Raw genomic sequence first — 23,518 nt, 5'->3', positions numbered from 1 at the left:
TATGAGCAACACACAACGTCAACCAGGGACGCTAGTCCATTATCGAAAAAGAGATTGGATGGTTTTACCATCAGATGATAAAGATATATTACGCATTAAGCCTCTGGGTGGTTCTGAGGAAGAAGAAACAGCAGTTTATTTACCCATTACGCTTCAAAATGAGCAAATTACCAAAGCTAATTTTGATGATCCAAAACCACATGAAATAGGAGCTTTCGAAACAGCACGTATTTTATTTGATGCTTCTAGATTATCCTTCAGAAATGCTGCAGGACCTTTTCGATGCATGGGAAAATTATCATTCCGCCCAAGAGCATATCAATTAGTCCCCTTAGTAATGGCATTGAAGCAGGAAACTGTAAGATTAATGATTGCTGATGATGTTGGTATTGGTAAAACGGTTGAGGCGCTTATTATTCTAAAGGAATTAATGGAGCGAGGGGAGATTAAAAAGTTTGCTGTTATTTGTCCTCCCCATTTATGTGAGCAATGGCAGGGAGAGTTAAAAGACAAGTTAGACATTGATGCTGAAATTATTCGATCTAGTACAGCAGCTAAACTAGACAGAAAAATACCTGATGACCAAAGTGTATTCTATCATGTGCCTTTTCAAGTAATCTCCGTAGATTACATTAAGTCAGATAGAAGACGTGGTATATTTATTAATGATTGTCCAGAATTAATAATTGTTGACGAAGCACATACCTGCGCATTGCCAGAAGGTGCAAAATCAAAATCACAACAGCAACGTCATGCTTTACTTCATGATCTCGCTGAAAAAAAAGACAGAAATATTCTATTGTTAACAGCAACCCCTCATAGTGGTAAAGATGGTGAGTTTACATCGCTTTTAGGTTTGTTGAAACCTAAATTTGGTCAATTAAAATTTGATACCATTGATCAAAATGATAGAAGAAAATTAGCAAGACATTTTGTACAACGTAAGCGTGAAAACATTAAAAGGTGGTTAAAAGAAAAAACTGAATTTCCCGATCGTGATTCATTGGAAATTGGGTATGCCTTGTCACCAGAGTATCAAATGTTTTATCATAATTTAATTCGTTTTGCCAGAGGAATTTCTTCTAAAAAGACAGACAATAAACAAACTCAATTATTGCGTTCGTGGGCAGCTATAGCTTTAATAAAAGGTGCCATGTCAAGCCCAATTATGGCAATAGAGATGCTTGAGAGGCGAAAAGATAAAATATTGGCCAGTGAGGAAACTACAGAAGCTCCGTCATTAGAAGATACATTATTTGAAGATTTAGAACATATATCTGATATTCCTAGACAAGATTTAATAGAAAGTATTGACTTTGAAAATGAAGAGTTAAATGATTTAGAAAGTTTGCAGAAAGAAGCTGTATTACTTCAACAAGACCAATTAGATAGAAAGATTGAAACCACCATTAAATATGTAAAGCAATTAATCAAAGAGGATTTAGATCCCATTGTATTTTGTCATTACATAGCAACTGCTAATTATGTAGCAGACCGCTTAAAGAAGGAGCTACCGAAAAGTATTCATATTGAAGCGATAACATCAGAACTTGCCGATGAACAACGTAAAGAGCGTATTGAAATTATGGGTAAAGCTGAAAAACGTGTTTTGGTTGCTACCGATTGTTTAAGTGAAGGGATCAATCTTCAAGAACATTTTACAGCGGTTTTACATTATGATTTGCCATGGAATCCCAACCGCTTAGAACAACGTATTGGTCGTGTTGATCGTTTTGGGCAAACTTCGCCAATTATCAAAAACTATATTTTGTATGGGGAAGATAACGACATGGATACGTTCGTTTTGGAAGTCCTAATAAAAAAGGTAGTCGAAATTCAAAAGTCAACAGGGGTATCGATTGCTATTGGAGAAAACAGTAAATCCGTAATGGCTGAAGCAGCTAAACATCTCTTATTTGATGAGGGTAAGTCTGAAGGAAAACAACAAAAATTATTTGCTGAAGAAACAGTGACAAACGAATTGGATCTAGCAAGGAAGAAAGGTGAAAACTTAAGAAGTATTTTTGCACACGAAAGCATTGATCCAGAAACTATAAAAAAAGATTTAGATGAGGTAGATGAAGCTATTGGTGATGATAAAACCGTTGCACAGTTTGTAAGAAGTGCGGTGCAGCAATTAGGTGGAAATTGCGAATGGGATGGGAAATCTGGTTACAATTTACAGGCTCAAAACTTGCCACCTCATATCCGACGATTTTTCAATACTGAGAAACTAACCAAAATTAGTTTTGTTTCGCCAACACCTAAAGGCTACATCTATGTTGGTCGTAATCATCAATTTGTTGAGCAACTATGTCAATTCTTATTGGCTATAGCCTTTGAACCACACCCTGAATATGGTAGGCTTGCACGTGTAAGTGAAATCCAAACCGATGTTGTAAACACCAAAACTACCTTGGTAATGTTCCGAGTACGAAATGTAATCAAAGAAGTAGCTTCTAAAAAAGAAGCCATTGCCGAAGAAATGTATTTATGGGGTTATCAATCTGTTAATGGTAATATGGAAGTACTTGATTATACTACCGCAAAAAATTTAATGACCACTGCAAAAAGTTTAACCAACTTATCAAAAGAACGTCAGCAGGAAGATCTTGAAGCAGAACTCAAAAATTTTGAAACCATGAAGTCTCAATTTATTGATCTGGCAAATGAGCGTGCCGAAAAATTGGTAGAAGCCCATGGCAGATTTAAGGAGTTAGTTGGTGGTCGCCGTTATGAAAAAGCAACACCTGTACTGCCTCCAGACGTAATGGGAGTTTATATATTAATGCCTAAACCAAAATCCTTGTAATTATGAATTATAGCTCTATTTCTATACAAGGTAATATTGTATCAAGCGAGATTCTTGAAAAAATAAGAACGGAAGATATCCGCTTTCAAAAACCTATTGACTTTAATTTAAATCCAAGCGCATCCATTCGTGATGAAATTAATTTAGCATGGTCATTGGCCGTTTCTAATTGGAATGCATTTAAACACAAAAGAGAAAGTTTAAACGAAACCGATACTGGAACAACAGAGACAAGACGATTTTGGATGGTGCCATTATTATCCGTTTTAGGATATGAAATGACCATTGCAAATGCAGAAATCATAAATGGCAAATCCTACGCCATTAGTCACCGCTCAACAAATCGTGATGGATTTCCAATTCATATTGTTGGTGTTAACCAATCATTAGATAAGCGACCAGAAACAGGCACAACACGCTTATCGCCACACGCCTTAGTGCAAGAGTATTTAAATAACAACGAGCATTTATATGGGCTTGTAACCAACGGTCGTTTTTTAAGAGTGCTACGTGATGCCACAAGGTTGAGCAGATTGAGTTATTTGGAGTTCGATTTACAACAAATCATGGAAGAAGGTTTGTATGTAGAGTTCGCCTTACTATTTAGAGCACTGCATGCCACTAGAATGCCTGAAAAAATAGATGTAGGACCAGATAGCATTTTTGAGTTTTACCATCAGGAAGCAATTGCTTCTGGGTCTCGTATAAGAGAGCGTTTAAGTTTGGCTGTAGAAAGTTCGATTAAAGAATTGGCTAATGGCTTATTATCACATCCAGCGAATGAACACTTACGACAATTAGTATCGGAAAATAAAGTTTCTGAAAAGGACTACTACCTCTACACCTTGAGATTGGTGTATCGCATGTTGTTCTTATTGGTCATTGAAGAACGCAAATTGATATATCCTGAAAAACGTGATGAGGCCCTAAACAAAAAGAAAGGCATTTATTATGATTTTTACAGTTTACAACGCTTAACTAAATTAGCTGAAAAGCTAGTATATGTAGATCCTAGAAAAACGGATTTATGGCAATCTCTACTTACCACTTTTGCACTCTTTGAAGATGGACAATATGGCAAAAAACTAGGAATAGATCCATTAGGATCTGGGCTATTTTCACCTAGTTCTTTAGGAATTCTTAACGATCAATTGCTAGATAACGAATGTTTACTCAAAGTGCTGCGTTATTTAGTGACGTTTGAGAACGAAAAAGGAATACGTGTACGTGTTAATTATGCCGATTTAGATGTTGAAGAATTCGGTTCGGTCTACGAAGGCTTATTAGAATATAAACCCCTTATAACAGACCATGTAGGGCAGCCTATTTTTAGTTTTGTAGAAGGTGATGAACGCTCTTCTAGTGGCTCACATTACACACCTGAAGAATTAGTAAAACCATTAATTACTCATTCTTTAGATTATTTAATTACCGATAAGTTAAAAGAACCAGATCCCGAAGCTGGTTTATTGTCTTTAACGGTTTGCGATGTAGCCTGTGGTAGTGGTCATATTTTATTGTCTGCTGCAAGACGTATTGGCTTTGAATTGGCAAAATACCGTAGTAAAGAAGACCAACCTGCACCAACCGAAATGCGTAAAGCCACCAGAGATGTAATACGCAATTGTATTTATGGCGTAGATTTAAACCCATTGGCAGTAGAGTTGTGTAAAGTAGCCTTATGGCTCGAAGCTCACGATCCTGGGCAGCCTATGAACTTTTTAGACCACCATATTAAATGTGGTAACGCCATAGTAGGTTTGGCGCATTTTGAAGAACTGGAAAACGGTATTGCAAGTGAAGCCTTTAAAACCTTACCAGATGATAATAAGCTAGTAGCAAGTGCTTTTAAAAAACGTAACGATTTAGAACGTAAAACCAAAAACCAATTAAGCACCTACGAAATTGCCAAGGTAGATGACGATTTAAAAGGCTTGCAAAAAGACTTTACCAATTTTGCCAAATTACCAGAAAACACACCAGAACAAATTGCCAAAAAAGACAAGCTCTACCAAGAGTTGATTAAAGGTAAAAAATGGTGGCGTTTAAAACAATTGGCAGATTTACAAGTAGCCCAGTTTTTTATACCAAAAACGGAAGCCAATAAAGAAAAACTAACCACCCACAGCCAATACATTAACTACCTTAAAACAGGAACTCAAATATTAGACCGTGGTGCAGCCACAGCCATAAGCCAAGACAAACGCTTTTTTCATTGGTTTTTAGAGTTTCCACAAGTCTTTAGTCAAGGAGGTTTTGATTGTATTTTGGGGAATCCACCTTATTTAGGTGCTAAGTATGTGTCAGGAAAAGTGGGGAATAATTCATTAAATTATTTTAAAAAACAATATTTTCCTGCTAAAGGAAGGTGTGATTTAATTACATATTTTATTAGAAGAATATTTTATTTGAAAAATAATTTTGGTTTTTCGGCAATTATATCAACAAATTCAATTTCACAAGGAGATACTAGAGATGGTGGATTAAAAGTAATTCTTGCGGAAGATGGTCATATTATTTTTGCAAAAAAATCTATTAATTGGCCAGGTGTTGCCGGTGTTAATGTAACATTGTTATCTATTTCCAAAACAAAGAAAGATGTTTATTGTTATTTAGATGATATTAAGGTAAATCATATTTCAGACCTTTTAGATTCAGAAATAAACAATGGAGCACCTTGTCTATTAATTGAGAATTCAGACATGGCTTTTCAAGGCTCTATTATTTTGGGGGACGGATTCTTATTGCAAAAGGAAGTAGCTATCTCCTTAATTAAGAAAAATCCAATTAATAAAGATGTCATATCACCATACATTGGTGGAGCTGATGTGTCTAAAATTCCAAATCAAATAGCACCTAGAATTGTCATTAATTTCAGAAATTATAGTGAGAAAAAAGCAAGAACATACCCAGACTGTTTTAAGATAATAGAAGAAAAAGTCAAACCATATAGACAAAGGTGGAAGTTAGATGAAGGTAAAGTACCAATTGAAGGAGTTTATGCATTAAGGAAGCCTCTACCAGAAAAGTGGTGGATTTATGCAGAAAAAAGGCCAAAGCTATACGATACAATTAAAGATCTTCCTAAAGTTATTGTGTCACCTTTGGTATCTAAATATTTAACTTTTTCAATTTTAGATTCAAACCAAGTGTTTAACAATAAACTTTGTGTGATTGCATCTGATTCAAACGAGTTCTTGTGTTTGCTTCAATCATCAATATTTGAAGTCTGGGGTTGGCAGTATAGCACCACTATGAGGGCTGCAGGTATAAATTTTAACCCCTCAAGGGTTTTTGATAGTTTTCCGTTCGCCTTGAATAGATTGGATTTGTCAACTGAGTATGTAAGTCTTAGAAGTGCATTAATGGTTAAATTAAACATTGGGTTAACCGAACTTTTAAATAGCTTTAATAATCAATCATTAGTAAAAGTAAATTCTTCCCATTTAGACAATGAGTTTATTAAAAAGTATGGTAAGGAGACCTGGAATTTATATAACCATTTAGAAGTAAAAAAAGAAGGTAATATTGGTTATGAAGAAGCAGTGCCACTCATTTTTAAATTGCGTGAGCTACATAAAGAAATGGATGAAGCTGTTTTGGCGGCTTATGGTTGGCAAGACATACAATTGCGTCATGATTTTTATGAAGTAGACTATTTACCAGAAAATGATAGAGTACGCTATACCATTCACCCAGACGCTCGTAAAGAGGTTTTAAAACGCTTGTTACTACTTAACCACGAGCGTTTTGAGGATGAGGTAAAACAAGGTTTGCATAAAAAGAAAGATGTTGTTGCATTTTACAAACAAAAAGGTAAAGAAATACCAGAAGGTACCACGTTTAGTGATGTGAAAACTAAAAAAGCAACCCCTAAAAAAGTAAAAACCAATATAGTTAAAGAACCACAAGCGCAATATGGTTTATTTGCAGAAACAACTAATGAGGTAAAGGAAGGTTGTAAAGTGACTATTCAAAGAGCAGATGGTCACAAAATGAAGTACCACTTAACTAAAAAAGCTATGAAAGATAAATTTACTAGGGAGTCAAAGCAAATTGCAACTAGTTCCTCATTAGCACAAATAATGCTAGGTAAAAAAATAGGTGATGGATTTGAGTTTGGGGATTTTGAGTTTGAAATTATAAATATTGAATAATCATAAATTAAAACAATATGGCAGTATTAGGTAGAATTATTAAAGAAAATGTAGATGACATTAACATTAGAGCAGGAGAGGTAGTTGGTGATGTGATAATTGAAAGAGATTATCTGCAATTAAGAACTTACGCAATGAATGATTTGAATAGAGAACGTGGTTCAAAGCAAAATATTCAATTCACTAAAGAAAAAGCACGTGAGTTTAGAGATTTATTAAATGCGTTTTTAGGAGAATAATACTAGTTAGAATATGGAAATATTTAATTGGAATCCAGATTTTGAGTTATTGGAAATTTTTCCAGAACGCATTTATGAAGACTTAACATTACTTTATCATGGAACATCTGTTTTATACTCAGATGAAATAGAGCAAAATGGCTTCCAGATTAATCATTCACCATTTTCAACTGAATCTTTGGGAGAGATATTAGATGTATTAGCTGATCTTGGAGAGCCTTCAAATTTTAATCGAAATAATCCATTTCAAACAAATTTCAACTCTGCGGGAGCCATAGATCATTTTTTGTTCCATTTACCAACACATCCTATTAGCTTTACTGCTTCAGGAATTTCTGCTTTAAATTATGCTAATGGTCAATCAAAAGGAGGTCAAATTGTAGGAAAGATTTCAAGAGCATTGGCCCAAATAGAAGAGTTTATAGATTTAATTCCGATCAGAGATATTAGAAAAGAGAATTTAATCAATAGATATAATAATATCTTTAATTTGAAGGATAGTTGTGATGAAATTCAAAATAATCCAGGCGTTGTTTATGCTATAAAACCAACAAGAGAATTATTAGAAAATTTAAGGTATGATCATGATGTTATTTTTTCAGATGCCAATATTTCTTATGAATCTATCATTGCTAAAGTTGAAATTGATTTTGATGCGATGTTACCAGAAAACTTGCAAGATCTTGCAAATACTAAAGTAAGAAGCCACTTCAATAATCCCCGTAGTATTGGAAATTTTCTAATAAAAAAGCATTTAAACTCAGATCAAGAAGAATGAAAAAACTTACCATCATACTTGGCGCAGGATTTTCATTTGAGGCAGGACTTCCTTTGGGAAAGGATATTCAAGCTCGTTTTGACAGAGAATTAAAAGGAAAATTGTTGCTCTTTTCATCTGGTGAGTGGATGTGGACAGATGGAAAAAATAAGACAGATTTAAACAATGGCTCTCTTAATTATGATTACATGGCATATTCCTACGTACTAAATGAATATGTTAAAGACTATAAATTGAATAGAGGATCATTTATGGATTATGAAGATTTTTACCAATTTATAATTGATACCGAAGCAAACCTTAATGCCTGTAAATTATTGTTTAAAAGGGCCAAATCTGAATTTTTAAAAGATAACCCTAGTCTAAATCAAGATAGCTATCATTTAGATCCATTTAAAAAACCAAATTACTATAGAGCCAAGGAAATCTTAAATTATCTTATTTGGGATATGTTACGGTTTGGTAAAACAAAAGATGAATTACTCTTAACTTATAAGCCTTTTGTTGACTTAATTAAAGAATATGATAAAGTAGATATTTTTACTTTAAATCATGATACCCTTGTTGAATTCCTTTTGGAAGAAAATAATATTAATTATACAAAAGGTTTTTCTAAAGTAGATTCAAACATTCAATATGAAGAAGAGCCACTTGAAACATATCAGGGATATCAAGATACAGTATCTGTAAGACTTTATAAAATGCATGGAAGTACAGATTGCTATCAATTTGAACATTGCAATCAAAATGGAGGATTTTTGGAACGAACGGGGAAAGGGACCTATTACTTACCCAATGGCTACAGAGCAAGACACACGTCAATTAGAATAGATCCAAAATCTGGTGATGTATTACAAGATTATAGTCCAGATCCAATCCCAAAATTTATTACGGGCAAGGATAAAACAACAATTATTAAAAATGATTATATGTATTCAGATATTTATAATCAATTTTTTGACAACCTAAAGACAACAGATAATTTATTAATATCTGGATATTCTTATAGAGATGATCATGTAAATGAAGCTATAAAAGACTGTAGAGCAACAAAAATTATAAATCAAAATCCTTTTGACTTGTTTCCTTTTAAAAAGGATCATTTTAATATTAACAAATTAGAAGACATAAATAGCGTACTATGATAAATTCAGCAAATGCAAGGTCTATTTCAGATTTATATAATACAGAAAAAGACATTATATATTTTATACCAAAATATCAAAGAGAGTATGTCTGGAATAAGAACAACTGGGAAGCCTTATTTGATGATATTTGGGATAATGATGAAAACCACTTTCTAGGTTCTATTATTTGTATAAATAAAAAAACAGATTCTATAGAAAATGATAGACTTGAATTAATTGATGGTCAACAACGTATGACCACTCTTTTTCTATTCTTTTTGGCCATCCAACAACACATGAGTAAGCTTAAAGATAGCATTGAAGATGAAGAAGAGTTATTAGAGTTTAATTCAGAATTACTCAATTTAAAATACAAGCTTATTCTCAAGAGTGATAAAAAGTCGATACGTTTAGAACCATCTTATGCAGCAAGAAATAAAGAGGATTTTGAACATCTGCTTTCACATGAAACCAATTTCTTAAAAGGACGATTTAAATGGTCTGATAATGCTGGTAACAGAAGAATTTTAAAAGCTTACAGGTATTTCTCCAACAGACTCGCAGAATATAAGCTAAAACCAAAAGATGCTGATGAAGATTATAAGGATGAGTATGTTTATGATGTAGAAATGACTAAACAGCTCTTAAAAAAAATTAATTCAGCCATTTTAGTTAAAATAGAAGTATCCAACCACTCTGATGCCTTTACGCTATTTGAAACATTGAACACACGAGGAGTTCCTCTATCTCCAATAGACATAATTAAGAATGCATTTCTAAACGAATCAGAGAAAAGACAAAAAGATTCAATTGATGCAAATTTTGAAAAATGGACCTTACTTAACAATAATTTGTTGGACGACTATAAAATTCAAGATCGATTTTTACGACACTTTTATAATGCATACAAAAATGAAAAAAGTGTTGAAGTTAGAGGTAAAACAAGAGCTACAAGATCAAATTTAATACTTATTTATGATACACTTATTAAAAAAGATCCAAATACTTTCTTCAATAAATTATATAAAAGTTCCGAAACTTATAATAAGTTGATTATCCCTAATCATGAAGAAAATTCAAAGGAAATAACATCAACACTCAAAGACTTACAGAATATTGGTGGGGCAACATCCTATCAATTATTAATGTATGTTTTTGAAAATTTTGATTTAGACGATGAATCTAAAATTGAACTTATTGAATATTTAGTAAAATTCTTTTTGCGCAGGAGTATTACTGATTTACCTCCTACCCGAGATTTAGATAAAATATTTATTGAAATAATTAAGGAATTTCATGAATCAAAGGATTATAATCTGAACAAAATAAAACACCACATACAAATGGAGTCCTCATATGCAACAGACGAATTATTCTTTGAAAAATTAAAAGGAGATTTGTATGAAGAAAATACAGGTGCAACCCGTTTCATTTTATGTAAGGTAGAAGAACTAAACAATAAGACTAGAGAAACTTACACCGATTTATGGGCAAGAGATGATAAAAATAGGTTCATTTGGACCATAGAGCATATATTCCCTCAAGGAAATAATATCCCTCAAGACTGGATCAATATGATAGGAGATGGTGATAAAAAAAGGGCAAAAAAAATTCAAGAAGAATGTGTTCATACATTGGGTAATTTGACATTAACAGGTTACAATTCACAGCTTAGTAATCTTTCATTCGTTAAAAAGCGTGATAGAACTAACAAAAATGGATCATATGTAGGTTATAGAAATGGGATGTTTTTAAATGAAGATCTAAAAGACAAATCCAACTGGTTAAAAAATGATATTGATAGTAGGGGTGATAAAATAATTGACTTAATTAAGCAATACATTGATTAAATGTCATAAATCTTAACAGTATGGAGAAACCCATCCTTTCTAAATCTACATTTATAAGAGGCTTACAATGTGAGAAATCATTGTATTTGTATAAACATGATTACAATTTAAGGGATGAAATTTCACCTAAGCAGCAAGCAATTTTTGACCAAGGAAATAAAGTTGGATTACTAGCTCAAGAATTATTTCCAAATGGCGTAGATGCATCATCCTCCAGCCATTTTAAAATGCAAGAATCTGTTTTTAAAACAGATGAGTTTATCAAAAGAGGAGAGTCCATTATTTATGAAGCCACATTTCAATTTAATGGTGTTTTAGGAGCTTTAGACATCCTTGTGAAAGAAGCAGATGGCTGGAAAGCCTATGAAGTAAAAAGTTCAACCAGTGTTTCAGATACCTATATCTATGATGCGGCCATACAATACTACACAATTGTAAATTCTGGTGTTGATCTAAAAGACATTTCCATAGTATACATCAATAACCAATATGTGAAAAGTGGAGTAATTAATATTCATGAATTGTTTACTATAGAATCTGTATTTGATAAAGTTCAAGAAGTAATTCCAAACATACCAAACCAGGTTGGAAATTTAAAGCAAGTTATAAGACAAGAGACAATCCCCAATATTGATATTGGTGCTCATTGCGACTCCCCTTACTCCTGCGATTTTAAAGGACATTGTTGGAAACACATTCCTGAGTATTCCATATTCGATATTGCCAATTTATGGACTAGTAAAAAGTTTCAATTATATGAAAAAGGCATCACTACATTTGATCAGATAGATTTAACCGATAACCCTTTAAACAAACCCCAACTTTTACAAGTAATAAGCGAGTTAGATAATACCGAGCATATTGACAAAAAGAATATCTCGGCATTTATAAAAGACCTAAGCTACCCATTATTTTTTTTGGATTTCGAAACCATGGGTTCTGCAATTCCGATTTATGATAACACTAGGCCATATCAACAATTTGTTTTTCAATACTCACTACACACCCTATCAGATGAGAATGGAGTTTTAGAGCATCATGAATATTTAGCAGAAACCACAACCAACGAAGATCCTCGAACAGGTTTTGTAAAGCAATTAATAGATGATTGTGACATTTCTGGCGATATATTAGTCTACAATATAGGTTTTGAAAGAGGAAAATTAAAGGATTTAATAACGGTATACCCACAATATACTAATGAGATAAACAATATTATAGATCGCTTAAAAGATTTAATGATTCCGTTTCAAAAGCGTTGGTATTACACCCCAGAAATGAAAGGGAGCTATTCTATAAAATATGTATTACCTGCATTAGTTCCAGACTTATCGTACCAAGAATTAAATATCAAAGAAGGTGGTACTGCAAGTACAGTATTTGCTCAAATGGCAAGTGGAGAATATCATGGAGATTATGAAAAAACGAGAAAAGACTTGTTGGAGTATTGTAAACTTGACACTTATGCTATGGTAAAGATTTTTGAGGTTTTAGATAAAATATATGAAATTTAGATATTATTCATGTTAATTATGATCAATTATACCGAACAACTTAAAAAATATTGGAAATCAAAAGATTTGGCATTTATAGCCACTTTCAAAAGATTCAATAAAAACGCTGGATTTTTTAATCATTTCACGAATCCTATAAGTAGAATGAAACTTTATTACCCTGAGTTTGATGGTGTAGAAGTTTTAGATAAACGAGTTTCATTTTATTACAGCAACAGTTCAACTTTATCAGATGGCTCATACTATAAAGTAGAACTAGGGCATACAGATAACCCAAAAGGAAAAAACAATCCTTTTTCTTTAGAGATTAAATCCGTTTCAGAGTTAAATCAAAATAAAGTAGAAAAACTCCTTTCAAAGAAGAATCCAGATATTGATACTGGTATAAAATATATTGGAGTGTATCACAAAACATCTGAATCTTTTGCCTGCTTTGAAAACGTTATGTTTTCTGAAACTGGTGAAATTTTGATGTTTCAAGGAGAATCACAAAAAGTGTATGTATCACCTAATCTAGAATTAAAAGAAGGTAGTTACTATCAATTTGCCTTTATTGAAAACGAAGGAAAACTACCAAGTGCTATACCCAATACAATTGAAATTTTAGAATCCAACCCTTATCAAGAATATATTCGCTTGCGATTTGAAAGGTTAAATAATCCAGAAGCAAATAAGATGATTGCAAATCTTATGCGTGAAATTGGTAAAGGAATGTATTCATCTAAGCAACGAATGATTTTTGAATTGCTTCAAAATGCTGATGATGCACCAGGCAAAGAAAAGGTGGGATTTCACATTGATATTAATGGTGATTATTTCTTTGTGATGCATGATGGGGCTCCATTTAACAAAGATGATATTGAGGCCATCACAAGTGCCGCTGAAAGCACAAAACGAGGCGACAGTAAAAAAACAGGTTATAAAGGAATCGGTTTTAAATCCGTGTTTACTGATAGCACTGAGGTTTGGTTAAAATCTGGAGGGTATCAATTCGCCTTTTTAAGGAATACTCCTTTGTTTGAAGATTTTGATAATTTTTATTTCAGTAGTGAGCGTTATCAAAAATATCCTGAGCTTTTAGACGAAGATAAATTAAAATACCGTAATCAAAGATTACGTTTTAATGGCTCAACAGATATACCTTGGCAAGTAATACCAATATGGCAAAACAATTTACCAAGTGAATTTATAGACAGTAATTTCAACAACTTTAATAATCCTGTTCAGTTTGCACTGAAATTAGGTGAAAATAATATTGAGGATTACAAAACCGCTATTGATAATATTACTAAGCGTCCACAATTTCTTCTATTTTTAAGAAATACTTCAAAATTTAATGCTCGCAGAAATGGAGTAATGGTATTAAGAAAGGATAGCAAAGGTATTATTGAGATACAAAAATTAAAGGGGGCAGAAAATCTTAAGTTTTACTACACAAAGCAAACATTTGAAAATATAGAGGTTTCTGATGAAGCGTTTAAACAATTAGGCATAGGGTTAAAAAAACAATCAAAAATTAATGATTATAATGAAGTAACTTATTATTTCACAGATTTAGAAGGTAGAGAGATTGAAACTATACCGCCTAAACTCGCATCAGCTACCGAAACAGAAATCTCTTTTGGTATCTCATTGGTTGATAATAAGATTTCTCCAGAAAAAGAATATACAAATGGTCTACCGAAATATTCGAGTTTGTTTACTTATTTACCAATGGAAGATACTAGGTTTCAGCTTCCTTTCTTAGTTAATGCTGACTTTGTACCCTCATCAGATAGGCAGCGTATTCAAGGCGACAATCCTTGGAACAAATACATAATGATTAAGGTCGCTGAAAAACACGTAGCAACCTTGGCCTATTTTGCTCAGGAGTTTCTTAATGATAAAGACACTAACAGTTCATATTTATCATTACTCTTGAAAAACCCTTTGCCTGAAGATGATACGGCTCAACAAATTATAGAAAGCTATAATGCAAAGTACCTGGAACAACTTGAAAATACAGAAATTGTTATCAATGACAACGATCAGGTACAATTGTTGTCAGACACCATAATCGATGATTCAGGATTAATAGAATTATTTGGCAACGAAATATTCTATGATATAATAGATACCGAAAAAAGACTTCCAAATTCAAATCTTGATGCTAATTATTTAAAAGACTATGATTACTTAGATGTTGAGGTCATAGATATAGAAGAACTAGCAGAACAAATTACGCCAGAACTTTGTGAGAGCTTAGGAAGCATAATTGCTCAACGAGCATTATATGAAAAACCTGAACTATTAAAATGGCTAAATAAGCTTGTAAAATACATCCCAGATGATTTTGGCAAGATTCCTTTTATAGTGCATAATAATGCTTTGTTCTCATTAGAGCGATTAATTGATGAGGATGATGCTTGGTTAATAAATGAGCATACTTCACAGTATGAAACTCTTATTGAAGAATTGGGGTATCACACCATCCAGCTAAACCTAGACAAATATTCTAATATTAAAGAATTCCTGCATAGCATAAATGGTTATATAAACGATAAAACGCTTGCCTATGAGCGAATAGCTTCAAATGCCAATATTCATAAGTTGCCTGTTACATCAAAACTAAAACTGATTGACTTCTTTCAAAACAGTGCGTTTATGGTTGGTATTGGTCCAGATAAATATTTTGGCAGGTTAAAACTGTTTATAGATGAAAGCGACAGTCCTCGTCCTATATGGCAACTATTAAGTCATAAAGAGGATTTAGAGGTAAATAGTATCGATAAATTTAGAATCAAGGAGACAGAGTTTAACGGTCTCACAGATGATTTAAAAAAACAGTTAATAGCCAAAGATGAAATATTCACATCCTTTATTCTTGATGAAGATTTGTTTGAGGAATGGTCGCAACAGTTTGATACAAAAAACATCAATAATTATGTAAGCGATTTAAAGGCTATGTACAGCTGGATTGATAATCCAGACGACATTTCTAGTGCTCAATGGGCTTCCATTCCTTGGCTATATGTAGATGATGAGGTTAGATTTGAAACGTCTGATAAGGTCTATTGGTCAAAAGCTTTTAAGGATTTATCCACTGATAAATTTGAAATAATAAAGACGGTCTTTCAAAAGGCTGAGCTAAAGATACTTCCTGTTCAAGAATGTGGGGCATTAATAAAAGCATTCCAGATAAAAACTGATGACAGCTCAGATATAGATTGGTCAGAGGTTGAAGAACTGAAAATGTTAGAAGCCAATATACTATTAGATTGGATGGAAGATGATGGTGGATTTGGAGACTTCTTTAAAAATTATACAATTGTTATAAATACCAAGGGTAATTATAAGATTGAAGAAATTGAAGCTATACAGATTTTTGACGGAAATGACAAAGCATTAAAAACCTATATTCAATCAAATGCCGAACTTTCCACATTATTTAAAGAACTGGACAGTAATTTATCTAGTGAAAATCGCACAATCCTTGGTTTGCTACAAGGAGATCGATTATTAAAGGCACTAATTGAATCTAGCGAATATGACCAAAATTTAGCATTGCACCTTCCAGCAAACGTTTCAACTGCAATGCTGCATGGGTTTATAACCAATTTAAATGAGTTTAAACTCAATACAGGTAAAGAATATGGTAGTGATTCACCAGAACATATCATTATAAATAATTTACTTAAAACAATTGATGAATCAGTTGAAATACCTATTGAAGTTTCTGCTAATATCAATGAATTAAAAAGTAAAATTCTAGTTAACGAACAGCAACTAGCTGATTTTGATACCAGTAATTTGATTTCGTTTGGTAAAGGAAAAATAATAAAAGGATTACATCTTTCAGAAGTTTTAAATGAGTACGAAGGCGAGTCAGATATACTTGAAGAAATAATAGAATCTTTTACACAAATTACAGATAAAAGAAAACTGAGGAAATTCATTTTTAAGACAAGAATATTAGAACCACAGGAAATTCATTATGAAATAGAAGAAGAGGGGCAATCATTCTATTCTGTTGAACAAGTTATTTTTCAGTTGATTGATAAATCTTTAGGTAATAATAGAAATTGGTCGAAAAAACATTTTGACGACTACTACTTAGAAAATGGTACAGAAGAACAAATTCACAGTTCCTATCAAAAGTTTCTGGATATATTATTTGATCTGGAGTTTACTGATTTATCAAATTTCCTTTTTCACGACCTAACTTTAAGAAACTGTGTTGATAAAAATTTTGCTATCGAATCTGAATATATTCCTAAATGGCTTGAGGAGTGGGTATATATAGACCAAGTAAAAAGATTCGAATTTTTATCAAAGCTAGGGTATAATGGAACTGATAGTACTATAGTATCCATGAGAAAATATATGATAGCTACTGAATATGAACAAAATACAGTAATAAGGTATTATGAAGAGTCTAAACCAAACACTCAGATTATTTGGAATACTATAGTTTGGCTTTCTAGTTACAATCCGAATATTATAACTCACAACATTTCGGTAATAAAACAGATTAATGATTGTATAAGGTTTAATGACGGTATTCAAAGAATCACAGTTCCTTTAATTAAATCTATAGATAAAGAAGGTAATAGAATATACAGCCTTCAAGCTGTTAGGGTAGAAACTGAGCTTTTAAAAATCAGTATTCAAAGTGAGTTCTCCGATTCAATAATTAGTTCTTTAAATAAAAGTCTTAATAGTCCGAATTGCATTGATGAGAGCATTGGTAAGCTTTCAGATTATTTTAATATTACGACGGTTAAATTAGAAGAGTCTGCTGATATAAAGACTTTAGAATCCAAATCAAAACTTTGGGATGAGCCATTTTACAACAAATGGGAACATAGAAGTGATTATCCTATTTACATATATGATGGTGACGAAATTCCTTATACAAGGTCTTTCAACGGCATTACTATTAACACATTTATGGAGGACTTAAAAGTAGCTAATGATGGCAACTATTATATATCTAAAGTTTTGAAAAGAGATATTTTAAACAATTTGCCTGAAAGCTTTCCAGATAATATGCTATCTAAGTTGAAGGATTGGCATTACAAAACACTTCAAAATGAATCTCTTCTTGATGAAGACTCGTTTGATTATAAGGAAGATATTGATAGACTTTTACAAGACAGATTGGGTATTTCTGAGGAAGACCAAAAACGAGAAAGCGGTAATGCAAAAACACACGCAGTATATTTTTTAGATGAAAATGGATATGATGTTTCTAACGTCAACAATGCAGGAGCTGCTTTAACTGATATTATAGACCCCGATGGCAATCAAGTAAATTGTATTGTTAGAAGTGCTAAAGGTGGTTTATTGTATTTAGATAAAGAGCATTGGGATATGATGCAAGATGACTTTATGTACTTACTTGCAATTTATCCAGGTAATAGCCCAAGATTATTCAAAAACAGGCTTGAATTGCTAGAGGAAGAATTGGCTGAAAATGTATTGTTTAGGGTTCCTAACAATAAGTTTACATCTGAGATTGATGGTGTTTTTAATGCTTTAGAATCTGAATCACATTTAATATTGGTGACTAGTGAAAAAATGAAAGAGAGTTTATTTTCTAAGCTCAAACAGAAAAGCCAATTTAATAAAGCAGAAAATGGAGCTGTAGGCGGTGATGATTTTAAGTTTTAATCTATGGTGACAAAAGAAAATCAAGTAAAATTTTATGCAGAAGAACTTAAGGAGTTAGAGTTCTCGGTTAAAAAAATCTTTAATGCAACTGGACTTTCATTATTTCAAAATGGAGATGTTTATGTTGGTCAATATCGTGGATTAGATGAGAAAAGAGGTAATGTATTTGTAGATATACCTACAGGCAAGCAATACCACGCTCCTCGTCTAGACCAAAAATTAACGTGTTTCACTTTACAGACTGGTTTAGAACGACCTTCGAGTTGGGGTAACCTTACATATTCAGATTTATTAAAGGATAGAAATCGTACTGATACAAAAATTGTAGACTACATTCCGTCAAAACGTGAAGGTTGGATTACTATGCTGATTAGAGAAATGGATGCTGAATTTATTGAAAGTCTACAATACAATCAAATATTGGCTTTTGGTCCAACAATACCACCATATGAGTATTTGCAGAATTTAAAAGAATTTAGTGAGAGCTTTAATGCTGATGGTTATGAACTTTGGGAAAAAATATTAAGTTTTAAATTTGATTTAAAAAGTAATTTAAACCCAAAACTACTTACAGAAGAGATTGATATAGCAGAACAAATAATCACAGAGGTTGAAAAATCAAGAGTCTATGTTTTTCAAGGGCCTCCTGGAACAGGTAAAACACATCAGGTAGCAGATTTAGTGTCACGTTTAGTGTTATCCAATAAATCAGTTCTAATTACTGCTTTAACAAATAAAGCAGCAGTTGAAGTTTGTGAAAAACCGTTTTTTGACAAACTTTTTGATGAACAACGTGTTTCGAAATTGCCCATATCGATTGATGAGAGAAGAAAGTTTCCGAAACTTATAAATACCAAAGACCTTTTACCGTCTAAGGGGCATTTAATTTTGACAACATTTTATCAGTTTTCTAGAATTTGGAAAGAACACACTCTTTCCTTCGATTACATTATTGTTGAGGAGGCATCACAAGCATATTTAACAACTATTGCAGCTGCTTGTAAAGTGGGTAAAAAAGTAATTGTAGTTGGAGATCCAAAGCAAATTCTACCAATCGTTACTAACAAGAATTATAAGATGTTTTCCAACATTGATGCACTCATAAACGGTATGAACACGCTGAGTCAAATTAGAAACTTTTCATTTAATCGTAAAATAGAAACACGCAGACTTACAAAACGTTCTACAAGATTTACAAATTGTTTTTATAACAACACTATTCAATCTAAATCCTTGTACGAAAATATTGAGATGGATTTAAAGAAAATGAAAGAGTTTGGTTCAATTACGCATTCTAATGGGGGCCCAACGTTAGTGCAATTTTCTAATAAGCAAGGAGATGTTTTAAGTCAAATGATAAAATTTTTGGTAAAGGGATTAAATGAATTAACAGAGCTAAAAGGTAATGAAATTGCAGTTTTAACACCTTATATAGAAACACTTACCTATTTACAACAAAAATTAAAATCAAAGACTAATTCAAGAAATTTCTCAATTGAATCTGTGGATAGAGTACAAGGTCTGGATGTAGATTATTGTTTCTATGTAATTCCAAAATCAAGTTCGTTTTCCTACAATATTAATAGATTTAATGTAGCGACAAGTCGTGCTAAAAAAAGTACGTATATTTTAGTAGAACAAGATTTTGACCGTTTAGTAAATCTTCCGAATGAGGTCGGCAATTATCTTTCCAAACTTAGAGATGAATTTACCTTTACAATAAATTCAGTATCAGGCGTAATCGCTAAATCTGCACAAAACGACGCTAAAGCAAATGCTCGCATTAACAATCCAGAAGAGAATAATCAACAAAACTTGTTAGAAGATAATATTATAGAAAGCAGTCAATCTAGTTTGCAAAAACCAAACAGTGTTATCAAAATCAAAGTGATAGACAAAATAGATGTTTCAAAATTTGAAAAACCAAAAAAGGAGATTAAAAAAAACAAAGAAAATCTATATATAATTGATACAAATGTATTTGTAGATTATCCAGACATTATTTCCAAAATAAATAAAAAATATCCAGTAATCTTATCAGCTAAAGTTTTAGATGAGCTTGATAACTTAAAGTCTAAACTAGATAATGAAAGGAAAATAAATGTGCAAAAAGCTTTAAAATCCATTAACCATCATATAGACAAGAGAGATTTAAGAATGGAGATTTCAGATGCTTCCTTACTTTCAAATGATTTTAGTAAACGTTCTCCAGATAATCTTATTCTAACCGTTGCTTTAAAATTTAAATCTGAAAACCCAATTATATTAACATCAGATAATGGTTTACAGATAAAATCTAAAGGATTAAATATAACCACAATAACACTAAAAGAATTTCTTAAACAAAAGAGATAAGTAAATAATAATAACAGGTCCTAATAAAATTAAACTCAGTTTATATATAGTTTCATAAATACAATTTTTTTAACAATTTTTAAGTGAAAACAAAACTCCATCCACTAGTTCAAAAAACAAAAGTTGAATTATTAAAAATAGACAAACAGAAACGTACAAGTTGGGAAGAACAAGTAAAGTATAAAAGTGCATTCTTACCTATTTCTGTTGAGCCTAAATTAAGAACAAGAGCATTAAGGTTTATGAATGAATTAATAAATCTTTTGGAAGCCAATAATCATAGTATCAAATTTGAATATAATCGGTGTCATATTGAAATGTATGGCCAGTTAACTGAAATAAATTTAAGACAAAAGTATTTTAGAAAACGTATTAAAAATTCATCTGGTTATAGTTCTGATACTTATGAAAAAAGTGATAAACTTGAATTTCAAGTAGGTAGTTATGCTAGAAAAGGTTGGATAGATAAGGAAACAAAGGTTTTAGAAGATTACCTACCTATTATATATGCATATATTGATAATGACAGTAAAGAATGGGCAGAGTTAAGAAAACGACAACGCATTCAAGAAGAAGAGGATAAAATTAAACAAAAGTGAGAAGCTGAAAAAGCTGAAATAATTGCATTGGAAAAAGCAAAATTAGAAAAACTGCTTACAGATGTTGATAATCATTTAAAGGCATCTAAAATAAGGTCATACTTGAAGGCGTTCGAAAGTAAGATAAAAGTAAATGCTAATTTGAATAATACTAAAAATCAAAACTATATAGAATGGGGATATAATAAAGCAGATGAAATGGACCCAATTAATAATTTACCAGAAGAATAGAAATTCTTTAGTATTCACAATACCAAAGTTTTTTTTGATTATAATAAAACTTAATAATAAACATAGGGCGAATCCCAAATTGAAAGGGATAAAATGAGAAAATGTATAGTATGAAGTTGTAAATTAAAAAGTTGTCATTAGTTTGATTATGTAATACGTGCGTGTAAGGCTGTATTTTGAAATCTAAATTTATTACTTAAAATGATCAAAAAAAGGTATTTGGAGGGTAGGTTGTGTTCTGGACGGATAAATTGACCGTACCATTCTTCAATTGTAATTTGTGGTTTCACATCATTGAATTCGAAAAGTATGTTTCTTGAAGCTTGATGGTTAATAGTTAATAGGAATGAAGTCATACATAAATTTCACATTTCATTTTTGCGTCAAAGCCTAATTGGTAATTCAAAGTGTTTTTCGTAAAATCATAAACTTTTTCCATATTATCTTCGGTAGTAATAATACAGTCGTGCAAGGTTAATATTGGAACCTTTCTTCTGTATGTGTTATTTAATTGTCGAGCAACTATATGAAGCATAAAATAGCTTTCTATTTGTAGCATCAAATGGGAGAAGTATTTGTGATTCTTCTTTTTTAACGACATTATAAAGTAGTTTATAGTTGGGAATTTCTTCCAAAAGAAAACTTCCTCAGCAAAGAATTTATTAGGCTTTGCATTGAACATTGATAACATATTTTTCTTTACTACTTTTTCTAAATCCTTTAGGTCTCCATCAAATTCTCTGTCACATATTTTTTTAACATTTTTCTTATAATACTCATCAGGTTCCAGCTTGTCCATAATGTAATGAGCCTTATGAAAATCCTCAATAAACCCCCTGTAAAAAGCCCCTGAAAGGACTAACTTTCCGAAAAGCTCAATCTCTTTCATATCAAGCCCTACGGAGTTTTTCACTGACATATAATGAATAGAATAAGCTTTAGTACTAGTAATAACATTATTAAGATGAGTATTATTAGTATTAAGATTAGACAAAAGGAAGTACAAGAAAGTAGGAACAGAAGAAGAGATATCTATTTCGGCTAGACGTTTTCCGTCAAAACGCAAGAACCTCCTTAGTTGTTTAGGGAAAGTGGTTATAGTGGTATGGACTCGTCCATCTGTATTGGGATTATAGCTTATAAAATACTCTCCATTTTGAAGGCTTAACACCTTAACAAAGTTTATCAGTTGATTCTTGTATTTTCTATCCCTTTTGTATTGGTCTGACACGTATTTTAAGGCATCTTCAGTCTTTATTTTTAGCCTATTGGGGTCAATGTATCCGATTAGGAAATTATACGTTTTTTTGAGCTTATTTGGGACTGTAAATTCAGACCTAGCTTTAATCTTTCTTATGAGACATTTATCTTTGAGGATAACTGTTTTTAGCGTTCCTTTTTCGTAATTAGGTGCAAGCTTATAAGAATAACAAACTACCTCACTGTAGTCTTCTCTCCATAAGATATTACCTGCTCCTGGGAAATTTTCACACAAATATCTCATGTGTTTTCGATAGTCTCTATTCAGAGATTGTAAATTATCAGCACACTGTTGAATATAAATATCTTCAAATTTCATATTGGGGTTGTCTTTTTCTTGGAACTTATAGGCGGTTTGTTTTAGGATATCGCTAATTACAAAATATGCGAACTCTAAATTAAATTCAAAGTCAGGAGGAAATTGCTTTAATCTCCCTTCTAAGTTCAGTTTCTTGGGTGTTATTATATGGTATTCTTTCATAAGTTTTACGTTAAAAAAAGACACAGTAAATGCTAGGCAATGTGAAAACACTACTTAAGTCTTGTGATTAATAAAATTTGAAATTGTGGCTAAAAAGCCTTGGGGTTATTGATTTGAGTTTCTCTAAAACATTACCTAAAAAGTATGCCTAGTTATAAAATTGAGTCGGCTTTCCTATCTCATATCAGATGACAATTAATACATGTAATGCATTTCGTGATGTTGGTAAAACCAATCTTCAAGTTCTTCATAAGTAGCATCTTTATAATCGTCATAATAACTCCAAAATTCCTCTACTAAATCTAGTTGTTGTTCTGTAAATATTTCTTTTGATTTTTCATTATTCATATGAACAAAGTTTAGCAAATCTTGAAAGGTGTCAATTATTTCTGTAAATAGTTCTTCTCTTGTCATTTCATTAAGGTTTTAAATGTTAATACTCTAATTATTAAGTTTAAAACAT

The 23,518-nt window shown here is 31.9% G+C and carries 14 protein-coding genes; 11 read left to right on the top strand and 3 right to left on the bottom strand.

Translation table 11 applies throughout. The annotated features are described in order from the left end of the window. Position 1 precedes the first annotated feature (1 nt). The 11 genes from BMY39_RS04725 (at position 2) to BMY39_RS04675 (ending at position 21,314) form a co-directional block, all read left to right on the top strand. On the top strand, positions 2–2,812 hold the full coding sequence (locus tag BMY39_RS04725) for a helicase-related protein (protein ID WP_177176543.1): 2,811 nt from the start codon (positions 2–4) through the stop codon (positions 2,810–2,812). Between the two features lie 2 nt (positions 2,813–2,814). Continuing rightward, a complete protein-coding gene (locus BMY39_RS04720; protein ID WP_092576227.1) occupies positions 2,815–6,969 on the top strand; it encodes an Eco57I restriction-modification methylase domain-containing protein in 4,155 nt (1,384 codons plus the stop codon). Between the two features lie 17 nt (positions 6,970–6,986). Further along, positions 6,987–7,208 carry a hypothetical protein gene (locus tag BMY39_RS04715; RefSeq protein WP_092576223.1) on the top strand — a complete coding sequence of 74 codons (222 nt, stop codon included), beginning with the start codon at positions 6,987–6,989 and terminating at the stop codon, positions 7,206–7,208. A gap of 13 nt (positions 7,209–7,221) precedes the next feature. After that, positions 7,222–7,986 carry a hypothetical protein gene (locus BMY39_RS04710; RefSeq protein WP_092576219.1) on the top strand — a complete coding sequence of 255 codons (765 nt, stop codon included), beginning with the start codon at positions 7,222–7,224 and terminating at the stop codon, positions 7,984–7,986. Then, positions 7,983–9,131 (top strand): SIR2 family protein, encoded by a 1,149-nt coding sequence (locus BMY39_RS04705; protein ID WP_092576214.1) that lies wholly within the window; start codon positions 7,983–7,985, stop codon positions 9,129–9,131. Before BMY39_RS04710 ends, BMY39_RS04705 begins: the two co-directional genes overlap by 4 nt. Then, positions 9,128–10,963 (top strand): DUF262 domain-containing protein, encoded by a 1,836-nt coding sequence (locus BMY39_RS04700; RefSeq protein WP_092576208.1) that lies wholly within the window; start codon positions 9,128–9,130, stop codon positions 10,961–10,963. Before BMY39_RS04705 ends, BMY39_RS04700 begins: the two co-directional genes overlap by 4 nt. Before the next feature lie 20 nt (positions 10,964–10,983). Then, positions 10,984–12,477, top strand: a complete 1,494-nt coding sequence (locus BMY39_RS04695; protein WP_092576204.1) for a DUF2779 domain-containing protein — start codon at positions 10,984–10,986, stop codon at positions 12,475–12,477. Between the two features lie 18 nt (positions 12,478–12,495). After that, on the top strand, positions 12,496–18,129 hold the full coding sequence (locus BMY39_RS04690) for a sacsin N-terminal ATP-binding-like domain-containing protein (RefSeq protein ID WP_092577676.1): 5,634 nt from the start codon (positions 12,496–12,498) through the stop codon (positions 18,127–18,129). A 3-nt stretch (positions 18,130–18,132) separates the two neighbouring features. After that, positions 18,133–20,484 carry a PIN domain-containing protein gene (locus BMY39_RS04685; RefSeq protein ID WP_092576199.1) on the top strand — a complete coding sequence of 784 codons (2,352 nt, stop codon included), beginning with the start codon at positions 18,133–18,135 and terminating at the stop codon, positions 20,482–20,484. Between the two features lie 83 nt (positions 20,485–20,567). Then, positions 20,568–21,083, top strand: coding sequence for a hypothetical protein (locus tag BMY39_RS04680; RefSeq protein WP_092576197.1), 516 nt, complete (start codon positions 20,568–20,570; stop codon positions 21,081–21,083). 27 nt (positions 21,084–21,110) lie between these two features. Further along, positions 21,111–21,314, top strand: coding sequence for a hypothetical protein (locus BMY39_RS04675; RefSeq protein ID WP_092576193.1), 204 nt, complete (start codon positions 21,111–21,113; stop codon positions 21,312–21,314). 146 nt (positions 21,315–21,460) lie between these two features. On the opposite strand, the gene BMY39_RS15060 is transcribed toward BMY39_RS04675, so the two are convergent. From BMY39_RS15060 to BMY39_RS04660, 3 genes are all read right to left on the bottom strand, one after another. Next, entirely contained in the window at positions 21,461–21,670 is a 210-nt protein-coding gene (locus BMY39_RS15060; protein WP_092576190.1) for a hypothetical protein, read from the bottom strand. After that, a complete protein-coding gene (locus BMY39_RS04665) occupies positions 21,667–23,055 on the bottom strand; it encodes a hypothetical protein (RefSeq protein ID WP_092576187.1) in 1,389 nt (462 codons plus the stop codon). The genes BMY39_RS15060 and BMY39_RS04665 overlap by 4 nt, the downstream gene beginning before the upstream one ends. 195 nt (positions 23,056–23,250) lie before the next feature. Next, a complete protein-coding gene (locus tag BMY39_RS04660; RefSeq protein ID WP_092576184.1) occupies positions 23,251–23,469 on the bottom strand; it encodes a hypothetical protein in 219 nt (72 codons plus the stop codon). Between the last annotated feature and the right edge of the window lie 49 nt (positions 23,470–23,518).

It is taken from the genome of Hyunsoonleella jejuensis (genome assembly GCF_900111025.1).
GTDB classification, from domain to species: Bacteria; Bacteroidota; Bacteroidia; order Flavobacteriales; family Flavobacteriaceae; genus Jejuia; species Jejuia jejuensis.
This window is presented reverse-complemented; position numbering and strand designations above follow the sequence as displayed.